The following is a 26,727-nucleotide window of genomic DNA, read 5'->3' on the forward strand; positions in this document are numbered from 1 at the left end:
GGCCTGCCGCGCCGTGTGGCCTGGGCCAGGCACTATTTTTTTGAAGGGGTTCCACCGTTATGGATTCACTTGTAGTACCGACACTTGATACGTTACGCCACTGGCTGGACAACATGGGCGTCAGCTTTTTTGAATGCGACACCTGCCAGGCGCTGCACCTGCCGCACATGCAAAACTTTGACGGCGTGTTCGATGCCAAGCTCGATCTGATCAATGACGTCATTCTTTTCTCCGCGCTGGCGGAGGTCAAACCCTCGGCGCTGCTGGCCTTAGCATCGGATTTGTCCGCCATCAATGCCAGTTCTTTGACGGTAAAAGCATTTCTCGATATACAGGATGATAATCTGCCAAAGCTGGTGGTTTGCCAGTCTTTATCCGCGTCCGTTGGGCTGACCTTCCCGCAGTTCGCGGCCTTTATCCAGCAGAGCGAAGAGCAGATCTCTATGGTGATGCTGGAAGCCAGCGCCCATCATCTGCTCTACAACGCCGAAGAGGGCGCTGAGCAGCCTGAATCTGCGGGCAATTTTCTGCACTAAAGCTGTCTGACATTTAGGCAGTCGCTGTTGTGGCGGCTGCATAACACCCGTTTTTCTGCTGACTTTAACCTTTCTTTAAAGAATTATTCACCGCCATCCCGCCAATTCGGCTTATCACATAGATACTTCTTGCATAAAAAATTGTTAAAAGGCGTTTTTTAATCTGAGCTATAGCTACGGAGACAAGCTACAGTTTATTCTTGCGATGCTGTTAAACGCGAGCAGATACAGCCACCTGAGTAACATCTTCTGCTACAGGCGGAGTGATAAATTATGCACGTTTCTTGCATAGGCTAAGAGTGTTCATTTTTAGTGCGTTTGTTAACGTGCTTTCAGAAGGATTAACGCTATGATCGCTTTAAATAAAAAATGGTTATCGGGTCTGGTTGCGGGCGCGCTGATGGCGGTCTCTGCAGGCTCGCTGGCGGCAGAGCAAAAAACGCTGCATATCTACAACTGGTCTGATTATATCGCCCCGGATACGGTGGCCAATTTTGAAAAAGAGACCGGGATTAAAGTCGTCTATGACGTCTTCGATTCTAACGAAGTGCTGGAAGGCAAACTGATGGCGGGCAGCACCGGCTTTGACCTGGTCGTACCGTCAGCCAGCTTCCTGGAACGTCAGCTCTCTGCGGGCGTGTTCCAGCCGCTGGATAAAAGCAAACTGCCGGACTGGAAAAACCTCGACCCTGAGCTGCTGAAGCTTATCGCCAAACACGATCCGGACAATAAATACGCCATGCCGTACATGTGGGCCACCACCGGCATTGGCTATAACGTCGAGAAAGTGAAACAGGTGCTGGGTGCCGATGCGCCGGTAAACAGCTGGGACCTGGTGCTGAAGCCAGAGAACCTCGAGAAGCTGAAAAGCTGCGGCGTGTCGTTCCTTGATGCGCCTGAAGAGATTTTTGCCACCGTCCTGAACTATCTCGGCAAAGATCCCAACAGCACCAAAGCGGATGACTACACCGGTCCGGCCACCGACCTGCTGCTGAAGCTGCGTCCAAATATCCGTTACTTCCACTCCTCCCAGTACATCAACGATCTGGCAAACGGCGATATCTGCGTAGCCATCGGTTGGGCAGGGGACGTGTGGCAGGCGGCGAACCGCGCGAAAGAGGCGAAAAACGGCGTGAATATCGCCTATTCAATCCCGAAAGAGGGGGCAATGGCCTTCTTTGACGTCTTCGCGATGCCAGCCGATGCAAAAAACAAAGAGGAAGCCTATCAGTTCCTGAACTATCTGCTGCGTCCGGAAGTTATCGCCCACATCTCTGACCACGTCTTCTATGCCAACGGCAACAAAGAGGCCACGAAACTTGTCAGCGCTGAAGTGCGTGATAACCCGGGGATCTACCCGCCGGCAGAGGTGCGCGCCAAGATGTTTACCCTGAGCGTGCAGGAGCCGAAAATTGACCGCGTCCGTACCCGTGCGTGGACGAAAGTGAAAAGCGGTAAATAACCGTTCGTCGTAGGCCGGGCAAGCGTAGCGCCCCCGGCAACAGGCGCACCGTTCTGGTGCGCCTGCACCATTTTGATTGATGCCGGAGAGCACCCCGTGAACGACGCGATCCCCCGCCCGCAGGCGAAAACCCGTAAAGCGCTGACCCCGCTGCTGGAAATCCGTAACCTGACCAAATCTTTTGATGGTCAGAATGCCGTGGATGATGTCAGCCTGACTATCTACAAAGGTGAAATTTTTGCTCTGCTTGGCGCATCTGGCTGCGGGAAATCGACCTTGCTGCGCATGCTCGCCGGGTTTGAACAGCCCAGCGCCGGGCAGATTATGCTGGATGGCGTCGACCTCTCCCGGGTGCCGCCCTATCAGCGCCCGATCAATATGATGTTCCAGTCTTATGCCCTCTTTCCGCACATGACCGTGGAGCAGAACATCGCCTTTGGCCTGAAGCAGGACAAACTGCCAAAAGCGGAAATCACCGCCCGCGTGGCCGAAATGCTGAGCCTGGTGCACATGCAGGAGTTTGCGAAGCGCAAGCCGCACCAGCTCTCCGGCGGCCAGCGTCAGCGCGTGGCCCTGGCCCGTAGCCTGGCGAAGCGGCCAAAGCTGCTGCTGCTCGATGAGCCGATGGGGGCGCTGGATAAAAAGCTGCGCGACCGTATGCAGCTGGAAGTGGTGGATATTCTCGAGCGCGTGGGCGTGACCTGCGTGATGGTAACCCACGACCAGGAAGAGGCGATGACCATGGCCGGGCGTATCGCCATCATGAACCGCGGCAAGTTCGTGCAGATTGGCGAGCCGGAAGAGATTTACGAGCACCCGACCACCCGCTACAGCGCCGAATTTATCGGCTCCATGAACGTATTTGAAGGGCTGCTGAAAAGCCGCGAAGAGGACGGGCTGGTGATTGACTCACCGGGGCTGATCCACCCGCTGAAAGTGGCGGCGGACAACTCGGTAGCGGATAACGTGCCGGTCTACGTGGCCCTGCGCCCGGAAAAAATCACCCTCTGCGAAGAGGCGCCCGCGGATGGCTACAACTTTGCCGTGGGGGAGGTGGTGCATATCGCTTACCTCGGCGATCTCTCCATCTACCATGTCCGCCTGAAGAGCGGGCAGATGATCAGTGCGCAATTGCAGAACACCTTCCGCTATCGCAAGGGGTTGCCAACCTGGGGTGACGAAGTGCGTCTGTGCTGGGAAGCCGATAGCTGCGTTGTGCTGACGGTATAAGGAAGGGCGATGAACAAACCTGAACCTGCGACCCGCGTAGCGGCGGGCATTGATACCAGCTGGCTGACCCGTATGCAAATGGCTCACGGGCGTAAGCTGGTGATTGCGCTGCCCTATCTGTGGCTGATCCTGCTGTTTCTGCTGCCGTTTCTGATTGTGTTCAAAATCAGCCTGGCGGAGATGGCGCGGGCGATCCCACCCTACAGCGATCTGCTGGAGTGGGGGGACAGTCAGCTGTCGATCATGCTTAACCTGGGCAACTTCCTGCAGCTGACCGAGGATCCACTCTATTTTGAGGCCTATCTGCAGTCGTTGCAGGTCGCGGCTATCTCGACGATCTGCTGTCTGCTGCTGGCCTATCCGCTGGCGTGGGCGGTGGCGCACAGCAAGCCCTCAACGCGTAATATTCTGCTGCTGCTGGTGATTTTACCCTCGTGGACCTCGTTTCTGATCCGCGTTTATGCCTGGATGGGGATCCTGAAAAACAACGGCGTGCTGAATAACGTTCTGCTCTGGCTCGGGGTTATCGACCAGCCGCTGACCATTCTGCACACCAATCTGGCGGTCTATATCGGCATTGTCTACGCCTATCTGCCGTTTATGGTGCTGCCTATCTACACCGCCCTGACGCGCATCGACTACTCGCTGGTGGAGGCGGCGCTGGATCTCGGTGCCCGTCCGATGAAAACCTTCTTCAGCGTGATAGTGCCGCTGACCAAAGGTGGGATTATCGCCGGGTCGATGCTGGTGTTTATCCCGGCGGTGGGGGAGTTTGTGATCCCGGAACTGCTCGGCGGCCCGGACAGCATCATGATTGGCCGCGTGCTCTGGCAGGAGTTCTTTAATAACCGCGACTGGCCGGTGGCCTCGGCGGTGGCGATCGTGATGTTGCTGCTGTTGATCGTGCCGATCATGTGGTTCCACAAGTACCAGCAGAAACAGATGGGAGATCACGGATGAACAATTTACCGGTAGTGCGCTCTCCGTGGCGGATCCTGATCCTGGTCCTCGGCTTTACCTTCCTCTATGCGCCGATGCTGATGCTGGTGATCTACTCCTTTAACAGCTCGAAGCTGGTGACGGTGTGGGCGGGCTGGTCCACGCGCTGGTACGGCGAGCTGTTCCGCGACGAGGCGATGATGAGCGCCGTGGGCCTGAGCCTGACCATTGCCGCCTGCGCGGCGACGATGGCGGCCATTCTGGGCACGATTGCCGCGGTGGTGATGGTGCGCTTTGGTCGTTTTCGCGGGGCCAACGGCTTCGCCTTTATGATCACTGCCCCGCTGGTGATGCCCGATGTCATCACCGGCCTGTCGCTGCTGCTGCTGTTTGTCGCCATGGGGCATGCCATCGGCTGGCCATCGGATCGTGGCATGCTCACCATCTGGCTGGCCCACGTCACCTTCTGTACCGCCTATGTGGCGGTGGTCATCTCCTCGCGCCTGCGCGAGCTGGACCACTCCATTGAAGAGGCGGCGATGGATCTCGGGGCGACGCCGCTGAAGGTCTTCTTCATCATCACCCTGCCGATGATCATGCCGGCAGTGATCTCCGGCTGGCTGCTGGCCTTTACCCTGTCGCTGGACGACCTGGTGATCGCCAGCTTTGTCTCCGGCCCGGGGGCCACCACGCTGCCGATGCTGGTCTTCTCCAGCGTGCGCATGGGGGTCAACCCGGAGATCAACGCCCTGGCGACGCTGATTCTCGGCGTGGTTGGCATCATCGGGCTGATTGCCTGGTATCTGATGGCGCGGTCTGAAAAACAGCGTCAGCGCGATATCCAGCGTGCAAGACGCGGCTGAAGCTCCTAAAATCTGCAAAGAAGCGAAATTAAGATGCCGCGTTATCGCGGCATCGTTTCATGGAAGACATCACGTTGGGATTTTTCACGAAAACAAGCCGTTCGCATGCCCGTCTGAACGTTCCTGCACTGGTGCAGGTGGCGGCGCTCGCCATTATCATGATCCGCTGCCTCGATGTGTTTATGATTTTCAATACGCTGGGGATGCGCGGGCTGAGCGAATTTGTTCACCGCAGCGTACAGACCTGGAGCCTGACGCTGGTCTTTTTCGCCAGCCTGATGCTGGTCTTTATCGAAATTTACTGCGCTTTTTCGCTGGTGAAAGGGCGTAACTGGGCGCGGATTATCTACCTGCTGACCCAGATCACCGCCACCGGCTATCTGTGGTCCGCCTCGCTGGGTTACGGCTATCCCGAGCTGTTCAGCATCCCTGGCGAGTCAAAGCGCGAGATTTTCCACACTCTGGTGATGCAAAAACTGCCCGACATCCTGGTGCTCGGCCTGCTGTTTGTGCCTGCGGCCAGCCGACGGTTTTTCCGTCTGCAATAACGTGTATAATCGCTGCCCCCAGACGTATTAAGGTTTCGTTATGCAGTGCGCACTCTATGATGCCGGTCGCTGTCGCTCCTGTCAGTGGATAGCGCAGCCGGTCTCTTCACAACTTTCCGCCAAAATGACCGATTTGCAGACGCTGCTCTCTGGCCTGCCGGTGGCGGAGTGGTGCGCGCCGGTCAGCGGGCCGGAACAGGCGTTTCGCAATAAAGCCAAAATGGTAGTCAGCGGCAGCGTCGAAAAACCGCTGCTCGGCATGCTGCACCGCGACGGCACCCCTGTCGATCTGACCGACTGCCCGCTCTATCCGGCCTCGTTCGCGCCGGTCTTTGCCGCCCTGAAACCCTTTATTGCCCGCGCGGGCCTGACGCCCTACAACGTGGAACGCAAGCGCGGCGAGTTAAAGTACATTCTGCTCACCGAAAGCCAGCTTGATGGCGGGATGATGCTGCGCTTTGTGCTGCGCTCAGAGGCCAAGCTGCCCCAGCTGCGCGCGGCGCTGCCGTGGCTACAGGAACAGCTGCCGCAGCTGAAGGTGATTACCGCCAATATTCAGCCGGTGCATATGGCGATCATGGAAGGGGAAGAGGAGATCTTCCTCACCGACGCTCAGGCGCTGGCAGAGCGTTTTAACGACGTGCCGCTGTGGATCCGCCCGAAGAGCTTCTTCCAGACCAACCCGACCGTGGCAAGCGAGCTGTACGCCACCGCACGCGACTGGGTGCGTGGTCTGCCGGTTAACCATATGTGGGATCTCTTCTGCGGCGTCGGCGGCTTTGGCCTGCACTGCGCCACCCCGCAGATGCAGCTGACCGGGATTGAGATCTCCGCCGAGGCGATCGCCTGTGCCACCCAGTCCGCCGCGGAGCTGGGGCTGACGAATCTGCACTTCCAGGCGCTCGATTCGACGCAGTTCGCCACCGGCCAGGGCAACGTGCCGGAGCTGGTGCTGGTAAACCCGCCGCGCCGCGGTATCGGTAGGGCGCTGTGTGACTACCTGAGCCAGATGGCGCCAGAGTTTATTATCTACTCCAGCTGCAACGCCCAGACGATGGCGAAAGACATTCGCGACCTGCCCGGTTACCGGATTGCGCGGGTGCAGCTGTTCGATATGTTCCCGCATACTGCACACTATGAAGTGCTGACGCTATTAGTTAAATCCTGAGACCTTGCCCGGCGGCTCTACGCTTGCACGGGCCTACGGTTTCCCAGGCCGGGTAAGGCGTAGCCGCCACCCGGCGACAATCTTAAACAAAATGTGAACGTTTCCCTCCCCGGAAATCGGGTAAGCTTTAGCAGTTAAGATTCAATAAGGCTGACCGATGAAGCATATCCTGCTGGTGGAGGACGACGGCGATATCGCCGCATTACTGCGCCTCAATTTAGAAGACGAAGGTTACGTGATTACCCATGAAGCGGACGGGGGCAGGGCGCAGCAGCTGCTCGGGCAACCTCACTGGGACGCGGTGATCCTCGATCTGATGCTGCCCAACGTTGACGGGCTGACCCTCTGTAGAACGATCCGCGCCCGGGACCACTACCTGCCGGTGATTATCATCAGCGCCCGCAGCAGCGAAACCGAGCGTATTCTGGGCCTGGAAACCGGGGCCGATGACTATCTGGCTAAACCCTTCTCGGTGCAGGAGCTGGTGGCGCGCATCCGGGCGCTGTTCCGTCGTCAGCAGGCGATGGGGCAGCAAACGTCCGGGCTGATTAATGCCCACGGCCTGACCATCGACCCGCTGGCCCGCAGCGTGCTGCTGCGCGGCGAGGTGGTTGACCTGACGCCGCGCGAGTTCGACTTACTTTACTTTTTTGCCCGCCATCCCGGCGAGGTCTTCTCCCGGCTCGCCCTGCTCGAACAGGTGTGGGGATACCAGCACGAAGGGTACGAGCACACCGTCAACACCCATATCAATCGTCTGCGGGTAAAAATTGAGAAAGATGCCGCCGAGCCGGAGATCATCCGCACCGTCTGGGGTAAAGGCTATCTGTTTGCGGAACGCCCGCTATGATCCGCCGTCTCACCCTGATCTTCATTCTCCTGCTGACAGGCTGTGCGGCGGTGGCCTGCGCGGTGCAGCTCTGGACCAGCATGCAGTATGGCAACGCCATGGTGCAGCGCCTCTCCGGCGGGCTGGCGCAGCACATTGCCCAGCGCGAAACCCTGCTGGATGCACACGGGCAGGTGGATCGCTCCCGTCTCAAGCCGCTGTTCGACAGGCTGATGACCTACAACCCCAGCGTGGAACTCTACATCCTCTCCCCGGACGGGCAGATCCTTGCCGATGCCGCGCCGCCGGGGCATATCAAACGCCAGCGCCTCGCCGTTGCGCCGGTACAGCAGTTCCTGAGCGGCGGGATGATGCCGGTCTACGGCGACGACCCGCGCAGCCTGACGGGAGAGAAGGTCTTTAGCGCCGTGCCGCTGCATCAGGACGGCGTGCTGCGCGGCTATCTCTACATCATTTTGCAGGGTGAAGAGCTGAACGCGCTGGCGGAACAGGCATGGCAGAAAACGCTCTGGAGCACGGTGCTCTGGTCGCTGATGCTGGTGGCCCTTTTCGGCGCGCTGGCGGGGGGCCTGGTCTGGTACTGGGTGACCCGGCCGGTGAAGCAGTTAACCGACGAGGTGAGCGGCCTGGATCGCGAGAGTATGCACGTCATCAAACAGCTTGCCACCCAGCCCATACAGACCGCGCCCTCTGATGAAGTGGCCCTGCTGCGTAACACCTTCATCGAACTGGCGCAGCAGATTGCCAGCCAGTGGGATCAGCTGGCCGACAGCGACCGGCAGCGCCGGGAGTTTATCGCCAATATCTCCCACGATCTGCGTACCCCGCTGACCGCGCTGCTGGGCTATCTGGAAACTTTGTCGCTGAAATCGGGCACGCTATCCGCAGAGGAGACGCAGCACTATCTCGCCATTGCCCTGCGTCAGGGGCATAAAGTGCGCCATCTGTCGCAGCAGCTGTTTGAGCTGGCGCGCCTTGAGCACGGCAGCATCAAGCCCCAGCGCGAGCGCTTTGCTATCGGGGAGCTCATCTCCGACGTGGCGCAAAAGTTTGACCTGGCGGTAGAGACGCGCAAGCTGCGGCTGCATATCGACGTGCCGCGCCAGCTGCCGATGATCAACGCCGATCTGTCGATGATCGAGCGGGTGGTCACCAATCTGCTGGATAACGCCATCCGGCATACGCCGCCGGGCGGTGAGATCGGGCTGAAGGTGTGGCTGGAGGGCGAGCAATTGCAGGTGGAAGTCAACGACAGCGGGCCGGGGGTGGATGAACACCTGCGCGCCGATCTCTTTATGCGGCCTTCAGCGCTGAGCCAGCAGGCGTCGCGGGATAATCGCGGCGGGCTGGGGCTGTTGATCGTCAAAAGAATGCTGGAACTGCACGGCGGGGGGATCAGGCTGATGGAGGCGGCGAAAGGGGCGCGTTTTCGCTTCTATGTGCCGTTATAAAAACGCCGGGTGGCGGCTTCGCCTGACCCGGCCTACAAAACCACAAACCGCACCATCCGTAGGCCCGGTAAGGCGTAGCCGCCACCGGGCATCAGACAGCACCATTCGCAGGCCGGGTAAGCATTAGCGCCACCCGGCAAAACAGGCTTACTGCGGGAACCACTGGTCGCTGATTTTCTGATACGTGCCGTCGGCTTTAATCGCTTTCAGGGCACCGTTCAGTTTCTCTACCAGGGCTTTGTTATCCGGACGAACTGCGATGCCCAGGCCGGTGCCGAAGTACTGCGGATCGGTCACTTTATCGGTGGCGGTACCCAGCTGCGGGTTGGTCTTCAGCCACTCGTTCACCACCGCGGTATCGCCAAACACGCCATCAATACGGCCATTTTTCAGGTCGATAATCGCATTCTGGTAGCTGTCATAGGCGACGGTTTTCACTTCCGGGTGCTTATCCTGGAGGTATTTCTGGTGCGTGGTGCCGTTTTCCATGCCGATGCGCTTGCCTTTCAGCTGCTCAAAGGAGGTGTACTGGCCTTTTTTGGCAATCACCACCGCGGAGTTGGCGTAGTACGGCTCGGTGAAGGCGACCTGCTTGCTACGTTCCGGCGTGATATCCATGCCGGAGATCACCGCGTCATATTTTTTAAATTTCAGGGACGGGATCAGGCTGTCAAAAGCGTGGTTAGTAAAGGTGCACTCGGCCTGCATCTGCTTGCACAGCGCTTTCGCCAGGTCGATATCAAACCCGACAATCTGGTTGCTGGCATCCAGTGATTCGAACGGTGGATAGGTCGCAGAAACACCGAAGTTGATTTTATCGGCAGCAGAGGCGCCTGCGGCGAAGGTAGCGAGTAAAGCGGCCAGAACTAACTTTTTCATGATGAAGCTCCCGTCTGTCAATCTTGTCATTATGTGCCGTGTCTGCGGCTGGGAGTTACATTGCCACTTAATGAATTTATATGCAATAAAAATGATTAAATATTAATTGGAAAATAAAAAAGACGGGAAGGTTTAAGGGCTTCCCGTCTTTCTTAAATCAAACATATGCAGTTTTAATTGCGGCGTTCGAAGGCGAGGGCTCTGCGTTCAACCAGACGCATCAGCAGCGTCAGCAGGCCGTTGACGATGAGGTAGATAATACCTGCGGCGCCAAACACCATCACATCGTAGGTACGACCGTACAGCAGCTGTCCGTGGCCCATCACCTCCATCAGGGTGATGGTGTAGGCCAGTGACGTACTTTTAAACACCAGCACCACTTCGTTGGAATATGACGAGAGGGCGCGTTTAAAGGCGTAAGGCAGGAGGATCGCCAGCGTATCTTTCTTGCTCATCCCCAGCGCGCCGCAGGACTGCCACTGGCCGTCCGGAATGGCGCGGATCGCGCCGTAGAAGAGCTGCGTGGTATAGGCGGCACTGTTCAGCGAGAGGGCGAGCAGGGCGCAGAGCCACGGCTCCGAGAGCAGATGCCACAGCACCGGATATTCCTGCAGCGTGGGGAACTGGCCCGGGCCGTAATAAATCAGGAAGATCTGCACCAGCAGCGGCGTGCCGGTAAACAGGGTGATATAGCCGCGCACAATCCACACCAGCACCGGCGTTTTGAGCGTCAGGATGATGGTAAAAATCAGCGCCAGGATCAGCGCCACGATAATCGAGGCCACCGTCAGCGTCAGGCTGGTATGCAGCCCTTTCATCAGTTCGGGTAAATACTCAAGCATCAGCCTGGTCTCCGTTCAAAACGCGTCGCACGCAGATCAATACGCTTGAGAATGTACTGACTGAGCAACGTGATCACCAGGTAGATGGCCGCCGCCACGATGTACCAGGTAAAAGGCTCCTGAGTACGGGTGGCAATGCTTTTGGTTTGCAGCATCAGGTCGTTAACGCTGATTAAGCTCACCAGCGCGGTATCTTTCAGCAGCACCAGCCACTGGTTGCCGAGCCCCGGCAGGGCATGACGCCACATCTGCGGCATCACCAGACGGAAGAAAATGGCGGTTTTCGACAGCCCCAGCGCCTGACCAGACTCCCACTGTCCCACCGGCACCGCTTTCAGCGCGCCGCGCAGGGTTTGCGAGGCATAGGCGGAGTAGAGCAGGGAAAGGGCAATCACACCGCACAGGAACGGGCTGACGTCAAAGTTTTCAATCTGCATCTGAATCGGGATCTGCACCACGCCCAGATTGAGCGTAAAGCCGTCCGACAACATCAGCAGCAGCTGCGAGGAGCCAAAGTAAATAAACAGCACCACCAGAATTTCCGGCAGGCCGCGCAGCAGGGTCACCAGTGCTGAGCCGGCCCAGGCGACAGGTCGCCACTTAGCCGACTCCCACACGGCAAAGATCATCGCCAGCACCAGGCCGATGATCAGCGCACAAACGGCAAGGCCGACGGTCATCCCGGCGGCGCTTGCTAATGGAAAAATTTCGTTCATCAGATCTTACTTCTGGAACCATTTGTTGTAGATGGAATCGTAGGTGCCATCTTTCTTCACTTTTTCCAGCGCAGTGTTGAATTTCTGCTGCAGCTCGGTGTTGCCCTGACGAACAGCAATGCCAAGACCGGTGCCGAAGTAGTCTTTATCCGTCACTTTATCGCCCACCGCGGCCAGCTTGTCGTTCGCTTTCAGCCATTCGGTCACCACCGCGTTATCACCAAAGACGGCGTCGATACGGCCATTCTGCAGATCCAGACGGGCGTTCTGGTAGCTGTCGTAAGGCACGGTGGTGATTTCCGGGTGCTTATCCATGATGAATTTCTGGTGGGTGGTGCCGTTCTGCACGCCCACTTTCTTGCCTTTCAGCGCGTCGATAGAGGCATATTTACCCTTCTGACCGATGAACAGGGCGGAGTTCTCATAGTACGGCGTACTGAACAGAACCTGCTTCTCACGTTCCGGGGTGATGTCCATACCGGCCATCACCGCGTCGATACGACGGAATTTCAGGCTTGGGATCAGGCTGTCGAAAGACTGGTTGGAGAAGGTACAGGTGGCGTCGATCTCTTTACACAGGGCGTTCGCCAGATCCACGTCAAAGCCCACAATCTTGTTATTCGCATCCATAGACTCAAACGGAGGGTAGGAGGCTTCCGTGGCAAAACGGATGGTCTGTGCTGCGGTGGCAGAGAGGCTAACGCTGGCAAGCAGCGCGGCAATCACTATTTTTTTCATTGTCGTTCTCTCGGTTCGATTAGTGAGACAGATAATTTCTGAATGCATCGGTCTGCGGCTCGGCAAAGCAGCGCGCATCCCCTTGCTCCACAATATGACCGTTTTCCATATAGACCACACGGCTGGCGGTTTTACGCGCCACTTCCACCTCGTGGGTCACGATCACCTGGGTAATGTTGGTCTCCGCCAGCTCGCGAATGATACTGACGATCTGGGCAGTGATTTCCGGGTCGAGCGCGGCGGTGGGTTCATCAAACAGGAGAACCTGCGGCTCCATCATCAGGGCGCGGGCAATGGCCACACGCTGCTGCTGGCCCCCGGAAAGGTGCAGCGGATAACGGTCGCTGTAGGGCTTCAGGCGCAGACGTTCCAGCAGCTTCTCGGCACGTGCCAGCGCCTGCTCTTTTGACAGGCCCAGCACGCGGCACGGCGCTTCAATCAGGTTCTGCTGCACGGTGAGGTGCGGCCAGAGATTATATTGCTGAAAGACCATGCCGACATTCTGGCGCAGATCGCGGATCGCTTTCTCAGAAGGGGCTTTCGCAAAATTGAAGTGGTTGCCCGCAATATCCAGCGTACCGGAGCGGGGCATTTCAAGCAGATTAAGGACGCGAAGCAGCGAGCTTTTACCCGCGCCGCTGGGACCAAGCAGAACCAGCGTTTCGCCCTCAGGGCAATTCAGGGTGATGTCGAACAGCGCCTGGTGTGCGCCGTAAAAGCAGTTAATGCCGTTTAGTTGAATACTCATCGGGGCAGTCTTTACTCATCCAGGCAATCTATAGCAATTGAGGCCGCAAATAGTACCGTTGACAGAATAGTTATGCAATATAACTGCGTTAAAAGTTAAATATAAACCGTATCCATACCTAAACATAGCACAAAATAGCGGAAGGGCAGGTCGACGAGAATAAATGTCGGCATTCCTCGCGAAATGCCAGACATTTTACGGGGTTTTCCCCTGGTTAACGGTCTGAAACGCGCGCGTTTAGCGGTTTTCAATCGACTGGCGCAGGGTGCCAGCCGGGGCGTGGACAGTGCCGCCCAGGTAGCGAACGTCGTCGATAGCCCAGCACTGACCTTCCCGGATCATCAACACTTCATCCTGCCAGGTCTGGCTACCCTGCGTCAGCTTGACGCGCAGCGGAATATTTCGCGCATCGGTATTCGGGATGGTCGATGCGCTGGAGACTTCTGCTTTTTCAGGCGCGGTGGTGCGGCTGGAGAAAGGATCGTCTTTCAGCAGGTTACGGTGCTGCGGATCGCGGCTGGCATCGCTCAGCAGCTGGGCCAGGCCGTCGCTCAGGTAGGGGCGCAGGGCGGTGAGGTCATTGCTGCGGTGCGTAATGCGGTAGTCATAGAACTGTTGAGCCACGGCATCCGGCCCGCCGGTGATGCAGCTGCCGCTGCGGGTACCGATCTCCTTAAAGGCCGGGGTGACTGGCGTTGTGCAGGCGCTGAGCAGCAGCGCGCAAGGCACTAAAAGCGTCAAAGCAGAATAGCGCATGATGATTTCCTTATTAGGCTGCAATAATTAACTAACCTTTAAATCATAGCGTAACGAGCAGATAATGATTTTGTTCTTAACCGCTTAGGCCCTTAACCGCGCAAAGGAGATCAGGATGCAATTTTCAACCACCCCCACTCTGGAAGGACAACCCATCAGCGAATACTGCGGCGTGGTGACCGGGGAAGCCATACTCGGCGCCAACGTCTTCCGCGACTTTTTTGCCGGCATCCGCGATATCGTGGGTGGCCGCTCCGGCGCCTATGAGAAAGAGCTGCGTAAAGCCCGTGAAATTGCCTTCAGGGAGATGGGCGAGCAGGCGAAGGCGATGGGGGCTGACGCGGTAGTGGGGATCGATATCGACTACGAAACCGTCGGCAAAGATGCCAGCATGCTGATGGTTAGCGTCAGCGGTACGGCGGTGAAAACGCGCCGATGAAGCAGGCTTTTGCGCCCCTCCTGCTGGCGCTGCTGCTGGCAGGCTGTGCGGCAGAAAAAGGGATTGTCGAGAAAGGGACCTATGAGCTGGACACCCGGCGTCAGGCGCAGGCGGCCTATCCGCGCGTTAAGGTGCTGGTTATCCATTACACCGCCGACGATTTTGACAGCTCGCTGGCTACCCTGACCGATAAAAACGTCAGCTCTCACTATTTGATCCCGGCGATCCCGCCCCTGCATAAAGGAAAACCGCGGATCTGGCAGCTGGTGCCGGAGCGGGATCTGGCCTGGCATGCCGGCGTCAGCTTCTGGCGTGGCGCCACGCGTATTAATGACACCTCTATTGGCATTGAGCTGGAAAACCGCGGCTGGCAAAAAATTAACGGCCAGAAACGCTTTGTTCCCTTCGAACCGGCGCAGATCGCTGCCCTGATCCCACTGGCGAAAGATATTATCCAGCGTTACGACATCAAACCCCAGAACGTGGTCGCCCACGCGGACATCGCCCCGCAGCGCAAGGACGATCCCGGTCCGTTGTTCCCCTGGCAGGCGCTGGCGCAGCAGGGGATAGGCGCCTGGCCGGATCCGGCCCGGGTGGCGTTTTATCTGAACGGGCAACCGCCTTATCAACCCGCAGACAGTGCCACACTCCTCAGTTTATTATCTCGCTACGGATATGATGTTCCAGATAATATTTCGCCCGCACAACAAAAGCGCATTATTATGGCTTTTCAGATGCATTTCAGACCGCAATTATGGAATGGTGTTTCTGATAGAGAAACAATTGCTATCGCCGAAGCGTTACTTGAAAAATATGGCCAGGGATAAGCCTCGACTATCACTATTGAGGTAGTTTTCTCTGTATCGACCTTAAGATTAATCTTAGGTTCATTTGTGATTCATTTTTAGTTAATTGACTTAAAATTACCCGAATATAATATGTACATATAGCTTGCTAACTATTAGGTAGAGCAAATATTATTTGATAGTCATTCTCAGCAAAATTATTTTGAATTATCTGTTGCGACGTTTCTGACGCAGTGGGCTGCTTTATCCATAAAAAAATTAAACAGGCATAATAATGTTAAACGTATACTGTAAAAATAATCGACCGAAAAAGGCGATTGACGCCCTTGTTGCCGCTACGGCGGATTATCCTGAAAAAACATTAAAAAAATGGCAGAAAATTATTACCGCCGATTCACAATATGTTCATGTGATGGTCAGCGGTGAAATCGAAATTCGTCGTAACTCTGACGAGTTAAGTATGTTTACCATGCGTCAGGCCGGATTTTTAGGCATCTCAGCCATCTATAACACCGCCTCCCGCATGTACGGTCTGGTACGCGATACCACCATCATTCGCACCATCAGACGTGATGAATTCGAACGTCTTATTAGCGAGAAAAACCTTTGGCCAGAATTCAGCCAGTACTTAATCTGGTATATCGACATACTGAGCAAGCGCGATGATATTCTGGTGGCCCGCAGTGCTTATTCTATAGTCCGGGAATTCCTCCTCGAAATTAATGACCTGATTGTTCATCAGAATCGTGATATTAACGTATATGACTATATTCAGGAATACACCAGCCTGGCGCGCAGCACCATTATTAAAATTCTCTCAGACCTGAAAAAAGGTCATTACATTGTGGTTGAAAAAGGCAAATTAATAAATATCACCAGCCTGCCTGAACGCTACTGATAACCATTACGAATATCTCCATGGGTTAACGCCTGTGGAGATTTTTTTCGCATCGATGCATCTATTTTTTCTGTTTTTAACGCTGCCGTCTGATTTATCACCCGATTCGTCGTCTCAGAATCATATTGCGTCTCATCAACCGGCGCATCCGGTATCTTTCCCTGCAAATAATCTTGCTGCTGCTCTTTCAGCGCCTCCATAAACCGTTCTTTTAGTGAATCGGCATCTGTTTCTTGCCGGGCGGTATGCGTATCGGGCAACGGTTCACTGGAAATGTCATTGTCCGGAGCCTGCTGCCAGTCTAATGACTTATCCATCATCAACGGATCGTCTGACGGTAGCGGTGGTGCGGCATACTCCGCAGCTTTTGGTTTCGGTTCCGGGAACGGTTTTGAGACATAAACATAATGCATCTCCGAAAGCTGCGTATCCGGTTGCGCCACGCTCACCGGTTTGGGGATCGGCGCCGGATGTCGAAGATTCCAGTAGAGATGGGCGTACAGCCCGGCAATCAAAATGGCCCCCACGCAGCATAAGCAGGCCAAAGTTCGGAAGGCGATCCTATGCAACGCGGGAAGGCGGTAAGAGAACCAGACCGCCTCGCCGGTATTAAAGCTGCGCTGGGCAGCGAGGCATATAGTAGACATTAGTGCGTTTTTCCTTGCGCCAGAACATGCGGTGCGGTGTCAGCGACCGGGGAGAGAACCGTCGGAATAGTGTTATTGGCCCGCATTAGCTGCATCAGCGTCTCTTCCCCCGGCATACCGTCAACGTTCAGCCTTGCCTGGGCCTGAAATTCGCGGGTGCGCTGCACCAGCGTCTGCGTCCAGGTGTGAGCATGGGTTTCGGGTTCATGCAGCGCCTGGCTGAGTTGTGTATCAATCCAGGCCAGATCCTGGCGGCTGCTGGCGGCGCCGACCATATCTTGTCCTGCCGGGGTCAGACGGTGCAATAACGTGTAATTCCCGGTGGCGTGGGCGTTAAACCAGCTGCGCTTCACCTGCCAGGTGCGATTATTCAGCAGCAGATCCAGCGAGTTTGCCCCAACGCGGGCTACCACCGCATAGTTCAGGTGATCGCCGGTTTTCAGTTCACTCACCCACGGATAGCCCTCTTTTTCCAGCGCCTGCAGCGAGGCGTTGCCCTGTTTACAGATGAGATTCACCCGGGCGGCATTCTGGCAAAGCGCCTCGTCCGTTGAGGGATCGTACCCCCACATGGTGTAGAGCTGATGCATGGCGTCCGGCGCATTCACCACCTCTTTATCAAGGGTCGGCAGAACCGGCGCCTGCGGTGTGCGGACTGTCTGTTTCCAGCTTGCCGGAACAGGCAGCGGCACGGGGAGTTTCGCTGTGATGGCGCCCGAGAAATACCATCCGCAGGCGGCAAACAGCACGCTGGCGAACAGGCCGACCGTCGCCAGGGTTTTGCGATGGGTGTTGCGCGGCAGCACTTCACCCGCCGCCAGACGTAAATGGCGTGGCCCCACGCCGGGCGCCCGTTCGGTCCAGGCCGCCAGTAGCGACAGGTGCGCCAGCGCGTTCAGCTGGCTCACCGATCCTCTGGTCAGGGCGTGCATCCGGCGTATGCGGGCAGGGGTAAAGGGGGACGTTTCCGCCCCATGCTCCTGCGATTGCGCCTCAACATAGCGCATCACTTCGCGACAGGTGAGCGGGCGCAAGGTATGGCGGGTATGCACCCGGGACGCCAGCCCAGAGTGCTTCATCAGACGCGCATCCTGATCAGGGGTACCGGTCAGGACCAGCGTCAACGACAGATCGCACTCCTGCGCCCGGGAGAGCAGCATGCCCAGCGCCTCCCAGCCGTTATCACGCATCGCCTGAACGGCAGAGAGGGTCACGACCATGCCACTCGTTTTGCTGGCTGGGTATTTTTCGTGCCACTGGCGCAGTACCGCGTCAACAGCCTGAATTTTGTTGCTGGCCTCTTTGGTCTGGGCGCTGAGTTTATACAGCAGCCCCTTCGCGCTCAGCTTTGGAAAAGCGTTAACGGCAACCCCGGCGGAGGCGTTCGCCAGTAGGTGTCCGGTGAAGGTGTTGAGCAGTGCCTCGTCATCGCCAAACAGCGCCACAATCCCGGGCACGGTTGATTTCTCTGCCAGCATGCCAAAGACATCCTGATGATAGGCCGCAAAGAAACTGCCGCAGGGGCTGGCTGCGCTCCTGAAGGGGGGGCGGGTAAATTTAAAATGGCTGAGGAACATAACGCTTCACCGATCTATTTCATTGACCAAATGTCACCCGGGAAAGTAAGGGATGCGCGGTAAAGGGTCAATTTTGCGTGAGGAGAAAAATAACCTGCGTCGACTGACTAACATCGGTTAATTATCTGGTCAATATTTTTCTGTATTAAAGTTAGTGGCAAACCCGATGGAGCGGGAGGCACATCATTATTACTATTTCAGAGTTTTCAGGTGCAGCGCCAGGCTGCTAACTTCTGCATTGACTAAAAGGTCACTATTAAAAATGAAAATGCAGCTCTATTCCCGGTTTATTGCGCCATGCGTAATGTTTGTTCTGCTGATATTTAGCGGCCAGCAGGGATATGTCGTATTTAAAGCGTATAAAAAGGCGGCCAATTCCGACCCGAATAAGGCACCCGCGCTTTCCCGCATGCGACAGTCAGAGCAGGACTTTGCCCTTTTCCAGCCAGCGGTTAACCAACCCGTGGCACAGCAGGCGGCAAAAAAGAGCATTTCTGCCGAGGTGGACGGCATCATCAACAGCGACGAAGCGTGGCTCTCCTTCGCCGTTATCAAAACGCCTGTCGGGCAGAAGAGTCTGCGTGAAGGCGACCCGCTGCCCGGTTACAACGATGCCTACATTGATGAAATTAATCCCGATAACGTGGTGGTGAGTTACGAGGGCGAGCGGCAGGTGCTGGCGTTAAAACGCCCTGACTATTTCAAAGGCGACATCAATTCTTCGCCCGCACTGAAGCCTAAAGGCGATGCCGGGGCGGATAATGTCCATCTTGACGATTATCTGGTGCTGAAACCCTATATCGAAAAAGGGCAGCTCGAAGGCTATCAAATCAAGCCCAAAAATGCCTCTTCCTTTTTTAGCGCGAGCGGGCTGGAAAAGGGGGATGTGGTAGTGAAAGTGAATTCCGTCGATATGACGCGAGCGGAGCAGGCAAAAAGTATTATTGCCAGCTGGTCGAAAATGAGAGAAGCGGAAGTCGTAGTCAGACGCCACGCTCACCTTGAAAATATTCGGGTTAATGTATTAACCAATTAACAAGTGTAATGAGATGAAGAAATTTCCCTGGGCATGTCTCGCGCTGACTGCCGCCTCTTTTATTTCCAGTTCGGTGATGGCGGCGAACTTCAGCGCCAGTTTTAAGAACACCGATATTCGAGAATTTATCGATACGGTAGGGCGCAACCTTAATAAAACCATCCTGGTCGATCCCTCCGTGCAGGGCAACGTATCGGTTAAGACCTATAACGTGCTTACGGAAGAGGAATACTATCAGTTCTTCCTGAGCGTGCTGGATCTGTACGGTCTGTCGGTGATCCCGATGGATAACGGCATGGTGAAAGTGGTGCGTTCCACGGTGGCGCGTACCGCGGGCGTGCCGCTGGCGGACAGTCAGCATCCCGGCAAAGGCGATGAGATTATCACTCGCGTGGTGCGGATGGAAAATGTGCCGGTGCGTGAGCTGGCGCCGCTGCTGCGCCAGCTGAACGATGCCTCCGGCATTGGTAACGTGGTCCACTTTGAACCCTCTAACGTGCTGCTGCTGACCGGTAAAGCCTCGGTGGTGAACCGGCTGGTGGATCTGGTCCAGCGGGTCGATCGCTCCGGCATGCAGCGTCGCGAAATCGTACCGCTACGCTATGCCTCAGCTAAAGCGCTCTCCGATATGTTGAACAATCTCAACAACGAAGAGCAAAAAGGGCAGAACGCGCCGCAGCTGGCGACGAAAGTCGTTGCCGATGACGAGACCAACAGCCTGGTGATCAGTGGCTCGGAAGAGGCCCGCGCGCGCACCCGGTCGCTGGTAAGTGAGCTCGATCGGGAGCAGAACAACGAGGGCAATACCCGCGTTTTCTATCTGAAATATGCCAATGCCAGCAAAGTCGTGCCGGTGCTCACCGGCATTGGCGAACAGCTGAAAGACAAAGCGCCAGCGTCAAAAAGCAAAACGGCCTCCGCCAGCAGCGATCTGAATATCACTGCCGACGAGGCCACCAACTCACTGGTGATCACCGCCCAGCCTAACGTGATGAACTCGCTGGAAAAAGTGATCGACAAACTCGACATCCGCCGTCCGCAGGTGCTGGTAGAAGCGATCATTGCCGAAGTGCAGGACGGCAACGGCCTCGACCTTGGCGTGCAGTGGACCGGCAAACATGGCGGCGTGCAGTTTGGTGCCACCGGTCTGCCAATCAGCCAGATCAAGAACGGTACCATGAAAGGGACCAGCTTTACCGGTATGGCGACCGGCTTCTTTAACGGTGATTTTGGCGCGCTGATGACCGCCCTCTCTACTGACGGTAAAAACGACATTCTCTCAACCCCGAGTGTGGTCACCCTGGATAACAAAGAGGCGTCGTTCAACGTGGGTCAGGATGTGCCGGTCCTGTCCGGCTCGCAGACCACCAGCGGCGATAATGTCTTTAACTCGGTGGAGCGTAAGACGGTCGGTACCAAGCTGAAAATTATTCCGCAGATCAACGACGGTGACATCATCCACCTGAAGATTGAGCAGGAAGTTTCCAGCGTGGATGCCAGCGCGACGGAAGATGCCAGCCTCGGTCCAACCTTCAACACCCGTACCATCAATAACGAAGTGATGGTGCACAGTGGGCAGACGGTAGTGCTCGGCGGGTTAATGGAGAACGTCACCAAACAGAATGTCTCGAAAGTGCCGCTGCTGGGGGATCTTCCGCTGGTGGGACAGCTGTTCCGCTACACCTCCCAGGATACCTCGAAACGTAACCTGATGGTCTTTATCCATACCACCGTTCTGCGGGATGACGATAGCTACAGCGCCTCGTCGAAGGAAAAATATGACCAGATCCGCGCGCGCCAGCAGCAGCGCATGGAGGAGAAAAAGCTGGGCATTGTCTCTAACGATGACACAGCGGTGCTACCGGCCTATCCGTCTAAGGGCACTTCCGCCACTCCGGCCCCGCGCAATCCGTTTAAAGGGTAAGGGGGCGGGAGATGGATGAACTCACCAATGCCTTATGCACCAGCAGCTTTGCCAAGGATAACGGCGTCCTCTTTTATCAGGATCAGGTCTTTGTCCGCGATGACGCCCCGGCCTTTGCTCTGCTGGAGATGCGCCGGGTGCTGGCCCGTTCTTTTACGCCGGTTGTCCTGACGCCAGAGGCGTTTGACGAGATGCTGGCCAAAATCTGGCAGCAGAATAGCGGTGTCTCGCAGCAGCTGGTGGATGACATGGATGCCGATATCGATCTGATGGCGCTGACCGAGGAGATCCCGGATAACGAGGATCTGCTGGATAACGACGAAAACTCGCCGGTGATCCGCCTGATCAACGCCATTCTCGGCGAGGCGGTGAAAGACGGTGCCTCGGATATTCATATCGAAACCTTTGAGCGTACCCTGAGCATCCGCTTTCGCGTCGACGGCGTGCTGCGTCCGGTGCTGCAACCGGCGCGCAAGCTGGCGCCGCTGCTGGTGTCCCGTATCAAGGTGATGTCGAAGCTCGATATCGCCGAAAAACGGCTGCCGCAGGATGGGCGTATTTCGCTGCGTATCGGGCGTAAAGCGATCGACGTGCGTGTTTCCACCATCCCCTCGCAGTACGGCGAGCGGGTAGTGATGCGTCTGCTCGATAAAAGCAATCTCAAGCCGGACATTAACAAGCTGGGTCTAATCGACGAAGAGTTACAGCAGCTGAAGGGATTAATTGGCCGTCCGCATGGCATCATTCTGGTCACCGGCCCGACCGGTTCCGGGAAAAGTACCACCCTGTACGCCATTCTTTCGGCGCTGAACGGCCATGAACGCAACATCCTCACCGTTGAAGATCCCATCGAGTATGAGCTGGAAGGGGTAGGGCAAACCCAGGTTAACCCGCGCGTCGACATGACCTTTGCCCGCGGGCTGAGCGCCATTCTGCGCCAGGACCCGGACGTGGTGATGATCGGTGAAATCCGTGACGGCGAAACCGCGCAGATTGCGGTGCAGGCGTCGCTCACTGGTCACCTGGTGATGTCCACGCTGCACACCAACAGCGCGGCAGGGGCCATCACCCGCCTGCGCGACATGGGCCTGGAGTCATTTTTAATCGGTTCATCCCTGTTGGGGGTCATTGCCCAGCGTCTGGTGCGTCGGCTGTGTGTACACTGCCGGACCACCAGTCCGCTGGACGCCAATGAAAAAGCGCTGTTCAGCTTTATGGAGGCGCCGCCGAAAGCGATCTACCGCGCGGTGGGCTGCGAACACTGCCGTCAGAGCGGGTATCAGGGGCGAGCCGGGATCCATGAATTCCTGGTGGTGGACAGCGCGATGCGCCGGGCCATTCACGAAGATAAAGATGAGATGTCCATCGAGACCGAACTCTTCAAACAGGCCTACAGCCTGCGTGAAAACGGCCTGCTGAAGGTGATTTCCGGCGTCACCTCCCTGGAAGAGGTCATGCGCGTCACCGCCGAGCGCGGGGGAGATGAATAATGGCGTGGTATGCGTGGACAGCCACCAGTGCGGCGGGGAAAACCCAGCGCGGCATCCTGCAGGCCGAGGGGCCGAAGCAGGTTCGCCAGACGTTGCGTGAGCAAAAGCTGATGCTGGTGAGCATTACGCCGACCCGCGAACCTGCGACAACCGGTAGCGCGCAGAAGGGGATCAAACTCTCCACCCCGGTGCTGTCGATGTTCACCCGTCAGCTGTCAACTCTGGTGAACGCCGCGCTGCCGCTGGAGAGCGCCCTGAAGGCGATTGCAAAGCAGTCGGAAGATAAAAAGCTGGCGGCGATGGTGACCGGGATCCGCGACAAAGTGGTGGAAGGGCACACGCTGTTTGACGCCTTCAGCCAGTTTCCGCGCACCTTCGACAAACTCTACTGCACCCTGGTGATGGCCGGGGAAAAAACCGGCCATCTCGGGGACGTGCTGGAAAAACTGGCGGAGTACAACGAGCAGCGCCAGAAGATGAAAAGCAAGCTCACCCAGGCGATGGTTTACCCCATCACCCTGACGGTGGTGGCGGTGGCGGTGATCTGCATCCTGCTGGTGGCGGTGGTGCCGCAGGTGATTGAGCAGTTTACCCATATGAAACAGCAACTGCCGATCACCACCCGCACGCTGATCGCGGTGAGTGATTTCCTGCAGGCGTATGGCCTCTATATCGGCGGCGGGCTGGTCACGGCATTTATCGGCTTTAAAAGCTGGCTTAAAAACGCCCGGAACCGCTTTGTCTGGCACCGCTGGCTGGTTAACGCCTCGCCAATCAAAAAACTGGTCTGCGCCATCAACAGCGCGCGCTATATCCGCACCCTCAGTATTTTGCAGGCCAGCAGCGTGCCGCTGCTTGAGGGGATGTATATCGCCATGGACGGGATTGAAAATCTGCACGCCCGCCAGGTGCTGGAACAGGCGGCGGACACCGTGCGCCAGGGAGCCTCGTTATATGCCGCCCTGGAGCAGGCGAGATTATTCCCGCCCACCATGCTGTACATGATTGCCTCCGGCGAAGAGAGCGGCGAGCTGGGTAACCTGATGGATCGCGCGGCCGAAAACCAGGAATCAGCATTACAGCATCGCATCACTTTAACGCTGTCGGTATTTGAACCGGCGCTGGTGGTCTCTATGGCGACCATTGTTCTGTTTATTGTGATGTCAATATTACAACCGCTTCTGCAACTTAATAATATGGTAGGTTAATTATGGCGATGAAACGAAAAAACCTGGCGGGCCAGGCGGGCTTTACTTTGCTCGAATTAATGGTGGTCATTGTTATTCTCGGCGTACTGGCCAGTATGGTGGTGCCGAATTTAATGGGAAATAAAGAGAAAGCGGATATCCAGAAAGCCACCAGCGATATTGTGGCGCTGGAAGGCTCGCTGGATATGTATAAGCTGGATAACCACCGTTATCCCACCACTGAACAGGGCCTGCAGGCGCTGGTCACCAAACCTGAAATCGCGCCAATCCCGAACGGCTACCGCGCCGACGGCTATATTCGCCGCCTGCCGCAGGATCCGTGGGGCAGTGATTACATTCTGGTCAGCCCGGGCGAACATGGCGCCGTTGACGTATTCTCCGCCGGTCCGGACGGCGAAGCCAATACCGCAGACGATATTACCAACTGGTCGCTCGATAAAAAATAATGAACAGGCAACGCGGCTTTACGCTGCTGGAAATTATTCTCGCGCTGGTGATATTCGCCAGCTGCGCCATGATGGTGGTCTCAACAATACCGTCGCGCAACGGCGCGGATATATTTGGTCAGCAATTAAAAGCCGTTGTTGAATATGGTTCCGACCGGGCGGTGATGGACGGAAATATTGTGGGCCTGGTGGTGACGCCGGATAAATATCAGCTGATGACGTTCAATGAAAAAAAGGGTGAACGCCGCTGGGTGCCGTTAGCGCAACGCCGTATCACTACCGGGGGCGACTTCCCTGAAGGGATGCACGTCTCGCTCACCCCGCAGCGTCTGGCCGCCACGCCTGACGCCGAGCCGCAGATCGTCTTTTTGCCGGACGGCGAGATGAGCCGTTTCACCCTGACATTACAGAGTGACGATAAACAACACCATTTCCGCGTGGTGTCGCAGGGCGCGGCACCGGTTACGGTAGAGAACGATGGCTAAACGAAATGCCTCGCAGCGCGGGATGACGCTGCTGGAGGTGATGGTCGCCCTGGTGATCTTCTCCACCGCCGCGCTGGCGTTAATGAACTCTGTCTCCCTGAACGTGCGCTTTACCCACGGTCTGGCGGATACCCTCCAGGCCAGCTGGGTCGCTGAGAATCTGCTCGCCGAAGCGCAGCTGACCAAGAGTGACTTCCCGGATGCAGGGCAGAAGGGGACGGAACTGATGGGCGGGCGCAACTGGAACTGGCGGATGCAGCGGGTGAAGGTTGCCGATAAGCGCTGGGCCGATGAGATCCTGGTCTATGCCGAAGGGGATGAGAGCCAGCCGGTGGTAGCGATGCGGGTACTGCCTCCGGGAGAGAAAAAATGAAGAAACGGCAAAGCCAGCGCGGCTTTACGCTGCTGGAGATCATGATTGCGCTGACCATCTTTGCGGTGATCAGCACCCTCGCCTGGCAGATCCTCGACGGCGCGATACGTACCAGCAATGCCACCGATCGCAACGCGTCCAGGCTCAATCAGATCCAGCGCGCCTGGAGCCTGCTGGAGCGTGATTTTTTTCAGCAGCAGGCTCGGGCACCGCGCAATGAACCCGACGTTTTTCGCCAGGATGATAACGCCATCGAACTGACCACCCTCAACGGGGTGAGCGGGCATGTTCAGCTGGAGCGGGTGCGCTGGCGGTTTGAGGATCACCGGCTGTGGCGCGATGTCTGGCCGACCATCGACAGCCCGGCAGGCGTAAAACCCGAAGCGGTGCCGATTGTCTCTGAGGTGAAATCCGCCCAGTGGCGATTTTTCAGCGGTTCATGGCAGAAGCACTGGCGTGAGAGCGGGCATCAGCCAGACGGGGTCGAGTTGACCCTGGCCATGGAGAGCGGCGACACCTGGCGCTGGGTCTTTACCACCCCAGGCGACATGCCGCAGCCGCAGATCGCCGTGAAAACGGCTGAAAAGCCCGAAGAGGCGAAGCCTGCGTCCGCTCCTGAACAAGCGCCAGCAACGGTACCGGAAAGTCAGCCATGAACAAAATGAATCAAAGCCAGCAGCGGGGCGTTGCGCTGCTGGTGGTGCTAATCCTGCTGGTGATGATGTCGGCCCTGGCGGCCAGAATCAGCCAACAGTTCAGCCGTAATTTACAGAAAACCCACTACCAGGTGAGCCAGCAGCAGCTGCGCTGGGCGATACAGCGCCAGGAGCAGGCGGTGAAGCAGCTGTTGCAGACCGCCGCCAGCGGCGAGAAACCGCTGGAGCCGGACGGTGAGTGGCATCAACCCCTTGAGACACAGGGGGAGTTTTACACGGTGGTGAGCCAGGTTGAGGACGCGCAGGACTGCTTTAACGTCAATAATCTGCTCACCGTGGAGCAGGCGGCAAAGGATCAGGCCACGTCAGCCATACCGGAGAAGTCCCGTAAGCAGCAGACGGTTGAACAACTGCTGGCCGACGCGGGTCTGGATCAGATCACCGCTGAGCAGGTCTATCAACAGCTGGTGGATTACCTGGACGGCGACAGCACCACGGCGAAAGGGGCCGCGGAGAGTGATGCCTGGGCAGGTGTGCAGCCCGCGCGGCTTCCGGCCAACCAGATGATGCGCAACATCAGCGAAATCAGGCTGCTGCCCGCGTTTCCGGCATCGGCCTCTGCCAAAGTCAGCGCGCTACTGTGCGCCCTGCCGGATGCCAGCAGCAAGATCAACGTCAATACCCTCAAGCCTGAACAGGCAAAACTGCTGGCGGCGCTGTTTGCGGGAAAACTGACGGAGGATGACGCCGCCCGGCTGCTCGCGTCACGCCCGGAAGCGGGATGGGAAAACGTGGAGGCCTTCAGCAAGGCGCTGGAGCAAAATTTTCCCCAGCTGAAAGACGAGTTAACTCAGGTGGCTGAACAGGTAGCCGTCAACAGTCGCTACTTCCGGGTGAACTACACCGGCAACACCGATGATTTAACGCTGCGCGTGGTCAGTCAGCTTCAGGTTAACAGTGAAGCGGGCGAGATCGTAACCTGGCAGCGCCGTTACCGAATGATTGAATAATAAAAG

General features: G+C 56.9%; 29 protein-coding genes. 21 read left to right on the forward strand and 8 right to left on the reverse strand.

The features are described from left to right. Positions 1–59: 59 nt before the first annotated feature. The 9 genes from GNG29_RS07365 (at position 60) to GNG29_RS07405 (ending at position 9,047) form a co-directional block, all read left to right on the forward strand. Positions 60–536 carry a YbjN domain-containing protein gene (locus tag GNG29_RS07365; RefSeq protein ID WP_103178858.1) on the forward strand — a complete coding sequence of 159 codons (477 nt, stop codon included), beginning with the start codon at positions 60–62 and terminating at the stop codon, positions 534–536. Between the two features lie 349 nt (positions 537–885). Further along, positions 886–1,998, forward strand: coding sequence for a spermidine/putrescine ABC transporter substrate-binding protein PotF (gene potF / locus GNG29_RS07370; protein WP_103178859.1), 1,113 nt, complete (start codon positions 886–888; stop codon positions 1,996–1,998). Between the two features lie 96 nt (positions 1,999–2,094). Further along, positions 2,095–3,228, forward strand: a complete 1,134-nt coding sequence (gene potG, locus GNG29_RS07375; protein WP_156654178.1) for a putrescine ABC transporter ATP-binding subunit PotG — start codon at positions 2,095–2,097, stop codon at positions 3,226–3,228. Positions 3,229–3,237: 9 nt separating this feature from the next. Then, positions 3,238–4,188, forward strand: a complete 951-nt coding sequence (gene potH / locus GNG29_RS07380; protein ID WP_103178861.1) for a putrescine ABC transporter permease PotH — start codon at positions 3,238–3,240, stop codon at positions 4,186–4,188. Continuing rightward, positions 4,185–5,030, forward strand: coding sequence for a putrescine ABC transporter permease PotI (gene potI / locus GNG29_RS07385; RefSeq protein WP_103178862.1), 846 nt, complete (start codon positions 4,185–4,187; stop codon positions 5,028–5,030). The genes potH and potI overlap by 4 nt, the downstream gene beginning before the upstream one ends. A 59-nt stretch (positions 5,031–5,089) precedes the next feature. Continuing rightward, positions 5,090–5,578 (forward strand): YbjO family protein, encoded by a 489-nt coding sequence (locus GNG29_RS07390; RefSeq protein WP_103178863.1) that lies wholly within the window; start codon positions 5,090–5,092, stop codon positions 5,576–5,578. Between the two features lie 40 nt (positions 5,579–5,618). After that, positions 5,619–6,746, forward strand: a complete 1,128-nt coding sequence (gene rlmC / locus GNG29_RS07395; RefSeq protein WP_156654179.1) for a 23S rRNA (uracil(747)-C(5))-methyltransferase RlmC — start codon at positions 5,619–5,621, stop codon at positions 6,744–6,746. Positions 6,747–6,903: 157 nt separating this feature from the next. After that, positions 6,904–7,596, forward strand: coding sequence for a response regulator transcription factor (locus GNG29_RS07400; protein WP_103178865.1), 693 nt, complete (start codon positions 6,904–6,906; stop codon positions 7,594–7,596). Further along, positions 7,593–9,047, forward strand: coding sequence for a sensor histidine kinase KdpD (locus tag GNG29_RS07405; RefSeq protein WP_156654180.1), 1,455 nt, complete (start codon positions 7,593–7,595; stop codon positions 9,045–9,047). Before GNG29_RS07400 ends, GNG29_RS07405 begins: the two co-directional genes overlap by 4 nt. A gap of 147 nt (positions 9,048–9,194) precedes the next feature. Here the strand turns inward: GNG29_RS07405 and artJ are convergent, their stop codons facing one another. The 6 genes from artJ to GNG29_RS07435 all read right to left on the reverse strand — a co-directional run bounded on the left by artJ (position 9,195) and on the right by GNG29_RS07435 (position 13,726). Next, positions 9,195–9,926: an arginine ABC transporter substrate-binding protein ArtJ gene (artJ, locus tag GNG29_RS07410; RefSeq protein WP_103823610.1), complete on the reverse strand. Its 732-nt coding sequence runs from the start codon at positions 9,924–9,926 to the stop codon at positions 9,195–9,197. A 173-nt stretch (positions 9,927–10,099) separates the two neighbouring features. Continuing rightward, on the reverse strand, positions 10,100–10,768 hold the full coding sequence (artM, locus tag GNG29_RS07415) for an arginine ABC transporter permease ArtM (RefSeq protein WP_039029540.1): 669 nt from the start codon (positions 10,766–10,768) through the stop codon (positions 10,100–10,102). Further along, positions 10,768–11,484 carry an arginine ABC transporter permease ArtQ gene (gene artQ, locus GNG29_RS07420; protein WP_156654181.1) on the reverse strand — a complete coding sequence of 239 codons (717 nt, stop codon included), beginning with the start codon at positions 11,482–11,484 and terminating at the stop codon, positions 10,768–10,770. Before artQ ends, artM begins: the two co-directional genes overlap by 1 nt. Positions 11,485–11,490: 6 nt before the next feature. After that, positions 11,491–12,222 (reverse strand): arginine ABC transporter substrate-binding protein ArtI, encoded by a 732-nt coding sequence (artI, locus tag GNG29_RS07425; RefSeq protein WP_103178869.1) that lies wholly within the window; start codon positions 12,220–12,222, stop codon positions 11,491–11,493. Positions 12,223–12,241: 19 nt separating this feature from the next. Further along, positions 12,242–12,970, reverse strand: a complete 729-nt coding sequence (gene artP / locus GNG29_RS07430) for an arginine ABC transporter ATP-binding protein ArtP (RefSeq protein WP_039029538.1) — start codon at positions 12,968–12,970, stop codon at positions 12,242–12,244. Between the two features lie 237 nt (positions 12,971–13,207). Further along, positions 13,208–13,726 (reverse strand): lipoprotein, encoded by a 519-nt coding sequence (locus GNG29_RS07435; RefSeq protein WP_156654182.1) that lies wholly within the window; start codon positions 13,724–13,726, stop codon positions 13,208–13,210. Between the two features lie 115 nt (positions 13,727–13,841). Here GNG29_RS07435 and GNG29_RS07440 point away from each other — a divergent pair, with 115 nt between their 5' ends. The 3 genes from GNG29_RS07440 to GNG29_RS07450 all read left to right on the forward strand — a co-directional run bounded on the left by GNG29_RS07440 (position 13,842) and on the right by GNG29_RS07450 (position 15,869). Continuing rightward, positions 13,842–14,165, forward strand: coding sequence for a heavy metal-binding domain-containing protein (locus GNG29_RS07440; RefSeq protein WP_103178871.1), 324 nt, complete (start codon positions 13,842–13,844; stop codon positions 14,163–14,165). After that, positions 14,162–14,992, forward strand: a complete 831-nt coding sequence (locus GNG29_RS07445; protein WP_156654183.1) for an N-acetylmuramoyl-L-alanine amidase — start codon at positions 14,162–14,164, stop codon at positions 14,990–14,992. Before GNG29_RS07440 ends, GNG29_RS07445 begins: the two co-directional genes overlap by 4 nt. A gap of 253 nt (positions 14,993–15,245) precedes the next feature. After that, a complete protein-coding gene (locus tag GNG29_RS07450; RefSeq protein ID WP_103178873.1) occupies positions 15,246–15,869 on the forward strand; it encodes a helix-turn-helix domain-containing protein in 624 nt (207 codons plus the stop codon). Here the strand turns inward: GNG29_RS07450 and GNG29_RS07455 are convergent. Continuing rightward, entirely contained in the window at positions 15,863–16,516 is a 654-nt protein-coding gene (locus GNG29_RS07455) for a hypothetical protein (RefSeq protein ID WP_197431837.1), read from the reverse strand. The genes GNG29_RS07450 and GNG29_RS07455 overlap by 7 nt on opposite strands. After that, a complete protein-coding gene (locus GNG29_RS07460; RefSeq protein ID WP_156654184.1) occupies positions 16,516–18,093 on the reverse strand; it encodes an ExeA family protein in 1,578 nt (525 codons plus the stop codon). The genes GNG29_RS07455 and GNG29_RS07460 overlap by 1 nt, the downstream gene beginning before the upstream one ends. Before the next feature lie 304 nt (positions 18,094–18,397). Here GNG29_RS07460 and gspC point away from each other — a divergent pair, with 304 nt between their 5' ends. The 9 genes from gspC to gspK are packed head-to-tail and all read left to right on the forward strand — an operon-like array spanning position 18,398 to position 26,721. Continuing rightward, positions 18,398–19,129, forward strand: a complete 732-nt coding sequence (gspC, locus tag GNG29_RS07465; RefSeq protein ID WP_103181054.1) for a type II secretion system protein GspC — start codon at positions 18,398–18,400, stop codon at positions 19,127–19,129. Positions 19,130–19,142: 13 nt separating this feature from the next. Next, positions 19,143–21,053, forward strand: coding sequence for a type II secretion system secretin GspD (gene gspD / locus GNG29_RS07470; RefSeq protein ID WP_156654185.1), 1,911 nt, complete (start codon positions 19,143–19,145; stop codon positions 21,051–21,053). Positions 21,054–21,064: 11 nt separating this feature from the next. Further along, positions 21,065–22,543, forward strand: coding sequence for a type II secretion system ATPase GspE (gspE, locus tag GNG29_RS07475; protein WP_156654186.1), 1,479 nt, complete (start codon positions 21,065–21,067; stop codon positions 22,541–22,543). Next, positions 22,543–23,751: a type II secretion system inner membrane protein GspF gene (gene gspF / locus GNG29_RS07480; RefSeq protein ID WP_156654187.1), complete on the forward strand. Its 1,209-nt coding sequence runs from the start codon at positions 22,543–22,545 to the stop codon at positions 23,749–23,751. Before gspE ends, gspF begins: the two co-directional genes overlap by 1 nt. A gap of 2 nt (positions 23,752–23,753) precedes the next feature. After that, positions 23,754–24,197 (forward strand): type II secretion system major pseudopilin GspG, encoded by a 444-nt coding sequence (gene gspG, locus GNG29_RS07485; RefSeq protein ID WP_103178878.1) that lies wholly within the window; start codon positions 23,754–23,756, stop codon positions 24,195–24,197. Next, positions 24,197–24,682: a type II secretion system minor pseudopilin GspH gene (gspH, locus tag GNG29_RS07490; protein ID WP_103178879.1), complete on the forward strand. Its 486-nt coding sequence runs from the start codon at positions 24,197–24,199 to the stop codon at positions 24,680–24,682. Before gspG ends, gspH begins: the two co-directional genes overlap by 1 nt. Continuing rightward, positions 24,675–25,055 carry a type II secretion system minor pseudopilin GspI gene (gene gspI, locus GNG29_RS07495; protein ID WP_103178880.1) on the forward strand — a complete coding sequence of 127 codons (381 nt, stop codon included), beginning with the start codon at positions 24,675–24,677 and terminating at the stop codon, positions 25,053–25,055. The genes gspH and gspI overlap by 8 nt, the downstream gene beginning before the upstream one ends. Continuing rightward, on the forward strand, positions 25,052–25,711 hold the full coding sequence (gene gspJ, locus GNG29_RS07500; protein ID WP_156654188.1) for a type II secretion system minor pseudopilin GspJ: 660 nt from the start codon (positions 25,052–25,054) through the stop codon (positions 25,709–25,711). The genes gspI and gspJ overlap by 4 nt, the downstream gene beginning before the upstream one ends. Continuing rightward, a complete protein-coding gene (gene gspK, locus GNG29_RS07505) occupies positions 25,708–26,721 on the forward strand; it encodes a type II secretion system minor pseudopilin GspK (RefSeq protein WP_156654189.1) in 1,014 nt (337 codons plus the stop codon). Before gspJ ends, gspK begins: the two co-directional genes overlap by 4 nt. Positions 26,722–26,727 lie beyond the last annotated feature (6 nt).

Source organism: Leclercia sp. Colony189 (assembly GCF_009740165.1).
GTDB lineage: Bacteria > Pseudomonadota > Gammaproteobacteria > Enterobacterales > Enterobacteriaceae > Enterobacter.

Coding starts and splice junctions, on each gene's coding strand:
- GNG29_RS07365 (WP_103178858.1), top strand. CDS start 60: ATGGATTCACTTGTAGTACCGACACTTGATACGTTACGCCACTGGCTG.
- potF (WP_103178859.1), top strand. CDS start 886: ATGATCGCTTTAAATAAAAAATGGTTATCGGGTCTGGTTGCGGGCGCG.
- potH (WP_103178861.1), top strand. CDS start 3,238: ATGAACAAACCTGAACCTGCGACCCGCGTAGCGGCGGGCATTGATACC.
- potI (WP_103178862.1), top strand. CDS start 4,185: ATGAACAATTTACCGGTAGTGCGCTCTCCGTGGCGGATCCTGATCCTG.
- GNG29_RS07390 (WP_103178863.1), top strand. CDS start 5,090: ATGGAAGACATCACGTTGGGATTTTTCACGAAAACAAGCCGTTCGCAT.
- rlmC (WP_156654179.1), top strand. CDS start 5,619: ATGCAGTGCGCACTCTATGATGCCGGTCGCTGTCGCTCCTGTCAGTGG.
- GNG29_RS07400 (WP_103178865.1), top strand. CDS start 6,904: ATGAAGCATATCCTGCTGGTGGAGGACGACGGCGATATCGCCGCATTA.
- GNG29_RS07405 (WP_156654180.1), top strand. CDS start 7,593: ATGATCCGCCGTCTCACCCTGATCTTCATTCTCCTGCTGACAGGCTGT.
- artJ (WP_103823610.1), bottom strand. CDS start 9,926: ATGAAAAAGTTAGTTCTGGCCGCTTTACTCGCTACCTTCGCCGCAGGC.
- artM (WP_039029540.1), bottom strand. CDS start 10,768: ATGCTTGAGTATTTACCCGAACTGATGAAAGGGCTGCATACCAGCCTG.
- artQ (WP_156654181.1), bottom strand. CDS start 11,484: ATGAACGAAATTTTTCCATTAGCAAGCGCCGCCGGGATGACCGTCGGC.
- artI (WP_103178869.1), bottom strand. CDS start 12,222: ATGAAAAAAATAGTGATTGCCGCGCTGCTTGCCAGCGTTAGCCTCTCT.
- artP (WP_039029538.1), bottom strand. CDS start 12,970: ATGAGTATTCAACTAAACGGCATTAACTGCTTTTACGGCGCACACCAG.
- GNG29_RS07435 (WP_156654182.1), bottom strand. CDS start 13,726: ATGCGCTATTCTGCTTTGACGCTTTTAGTGCCTTGCGCGCTGCTGCTC.
- GNG29_RS07440 (WP_103178871.1), top strand. CDS start 13,842: ATGCAATTTTCAACCACCCCCACTCTGGAAGGACAACCCATCAGCGAA.
- GNG29_RS07445 (WP_156654183.1), top strand. CDS start 14,162: ATGAAGCAGGCTTTTGCGCCCCTCCTGCTGGCGCTGCTGCTGGCAGGC.
- GNG29_RS07450 (WP_103178873.1), top strand. CDS start 15,246: ATGTTAAACGTATACTGTAAAAATAATCGACCGAAAAAGGCGATTGAC.
- GNG29_RS07455 (WP_197431837.1), bottom strand. CDS start 16,516: ATGTCTACTATATGCCTCGCTGCCCAGCGCAGCTTTAATACCGGCGAG.
- GNG29_RS07460 (WP_156654184.1), bottom strand. CDS start 18,093: ATGTTCCTCAGCCATTTTAAATTTACCCGCCCCCCCTTCAGGAGCGCA.
- gspC (WP_103181054.1), top strand. CDS start 18,398: ATGTTTGTTCTGCTGATATTTAGCGGCCAGCAGGGATATGTCGTATTT.
- gspD (WP_156654185.1), top strand. CDS start 19,143: ATGAAGAAATTTCCCTGGGCATGTCTCGCGCTGACTGCCGCCTCTTTT.
- gspE (WP_156654186.1), top strand. CDS start 21,065: ATGGATGAACTCACCAATGCCTTATGCACCAGCAGCTTTGCCAAGGAT.
- gspF (WP_156654187.1), top strand. CDS start 22,543: ATGGCGTGGTATGCGTGGACAGCCACCAGTGCGGCGGGGAAAACCCAG.
- gspG (WP_103178878.1), top strand. CDS start 23,754: ATGGCGATGAAACGAAAAAACCTGGCGGGCCAGGCGGGCTTTACTTTG.
- gspH (WP_103178879.1), top strand. CDS start 24,197: ATGAACAGGCAACGCGGCTTTACGCTGCTGGAAATTATTCTCGCGCTG.
- gspI (WP_103178880.1), top strand. CDS start 24,675: ATGGCTAAACGAAATGCCTCGCAGCGCGGGATGACGCTGCTGGAGGTG.
- gspJ (WP_156654188.1), top strand. CDS start 25,052: ATGAAGAAACGGCAAAGCCAGCGCGGCTTTACGCTGCTGGAGATCATG.
- gspK (WP_156654189.1), top strand. CDS start 25,708: ATGAACAAAATGAATCAAAGCCAGCAGCGGGGCGTTGCGCTGCTGGTG.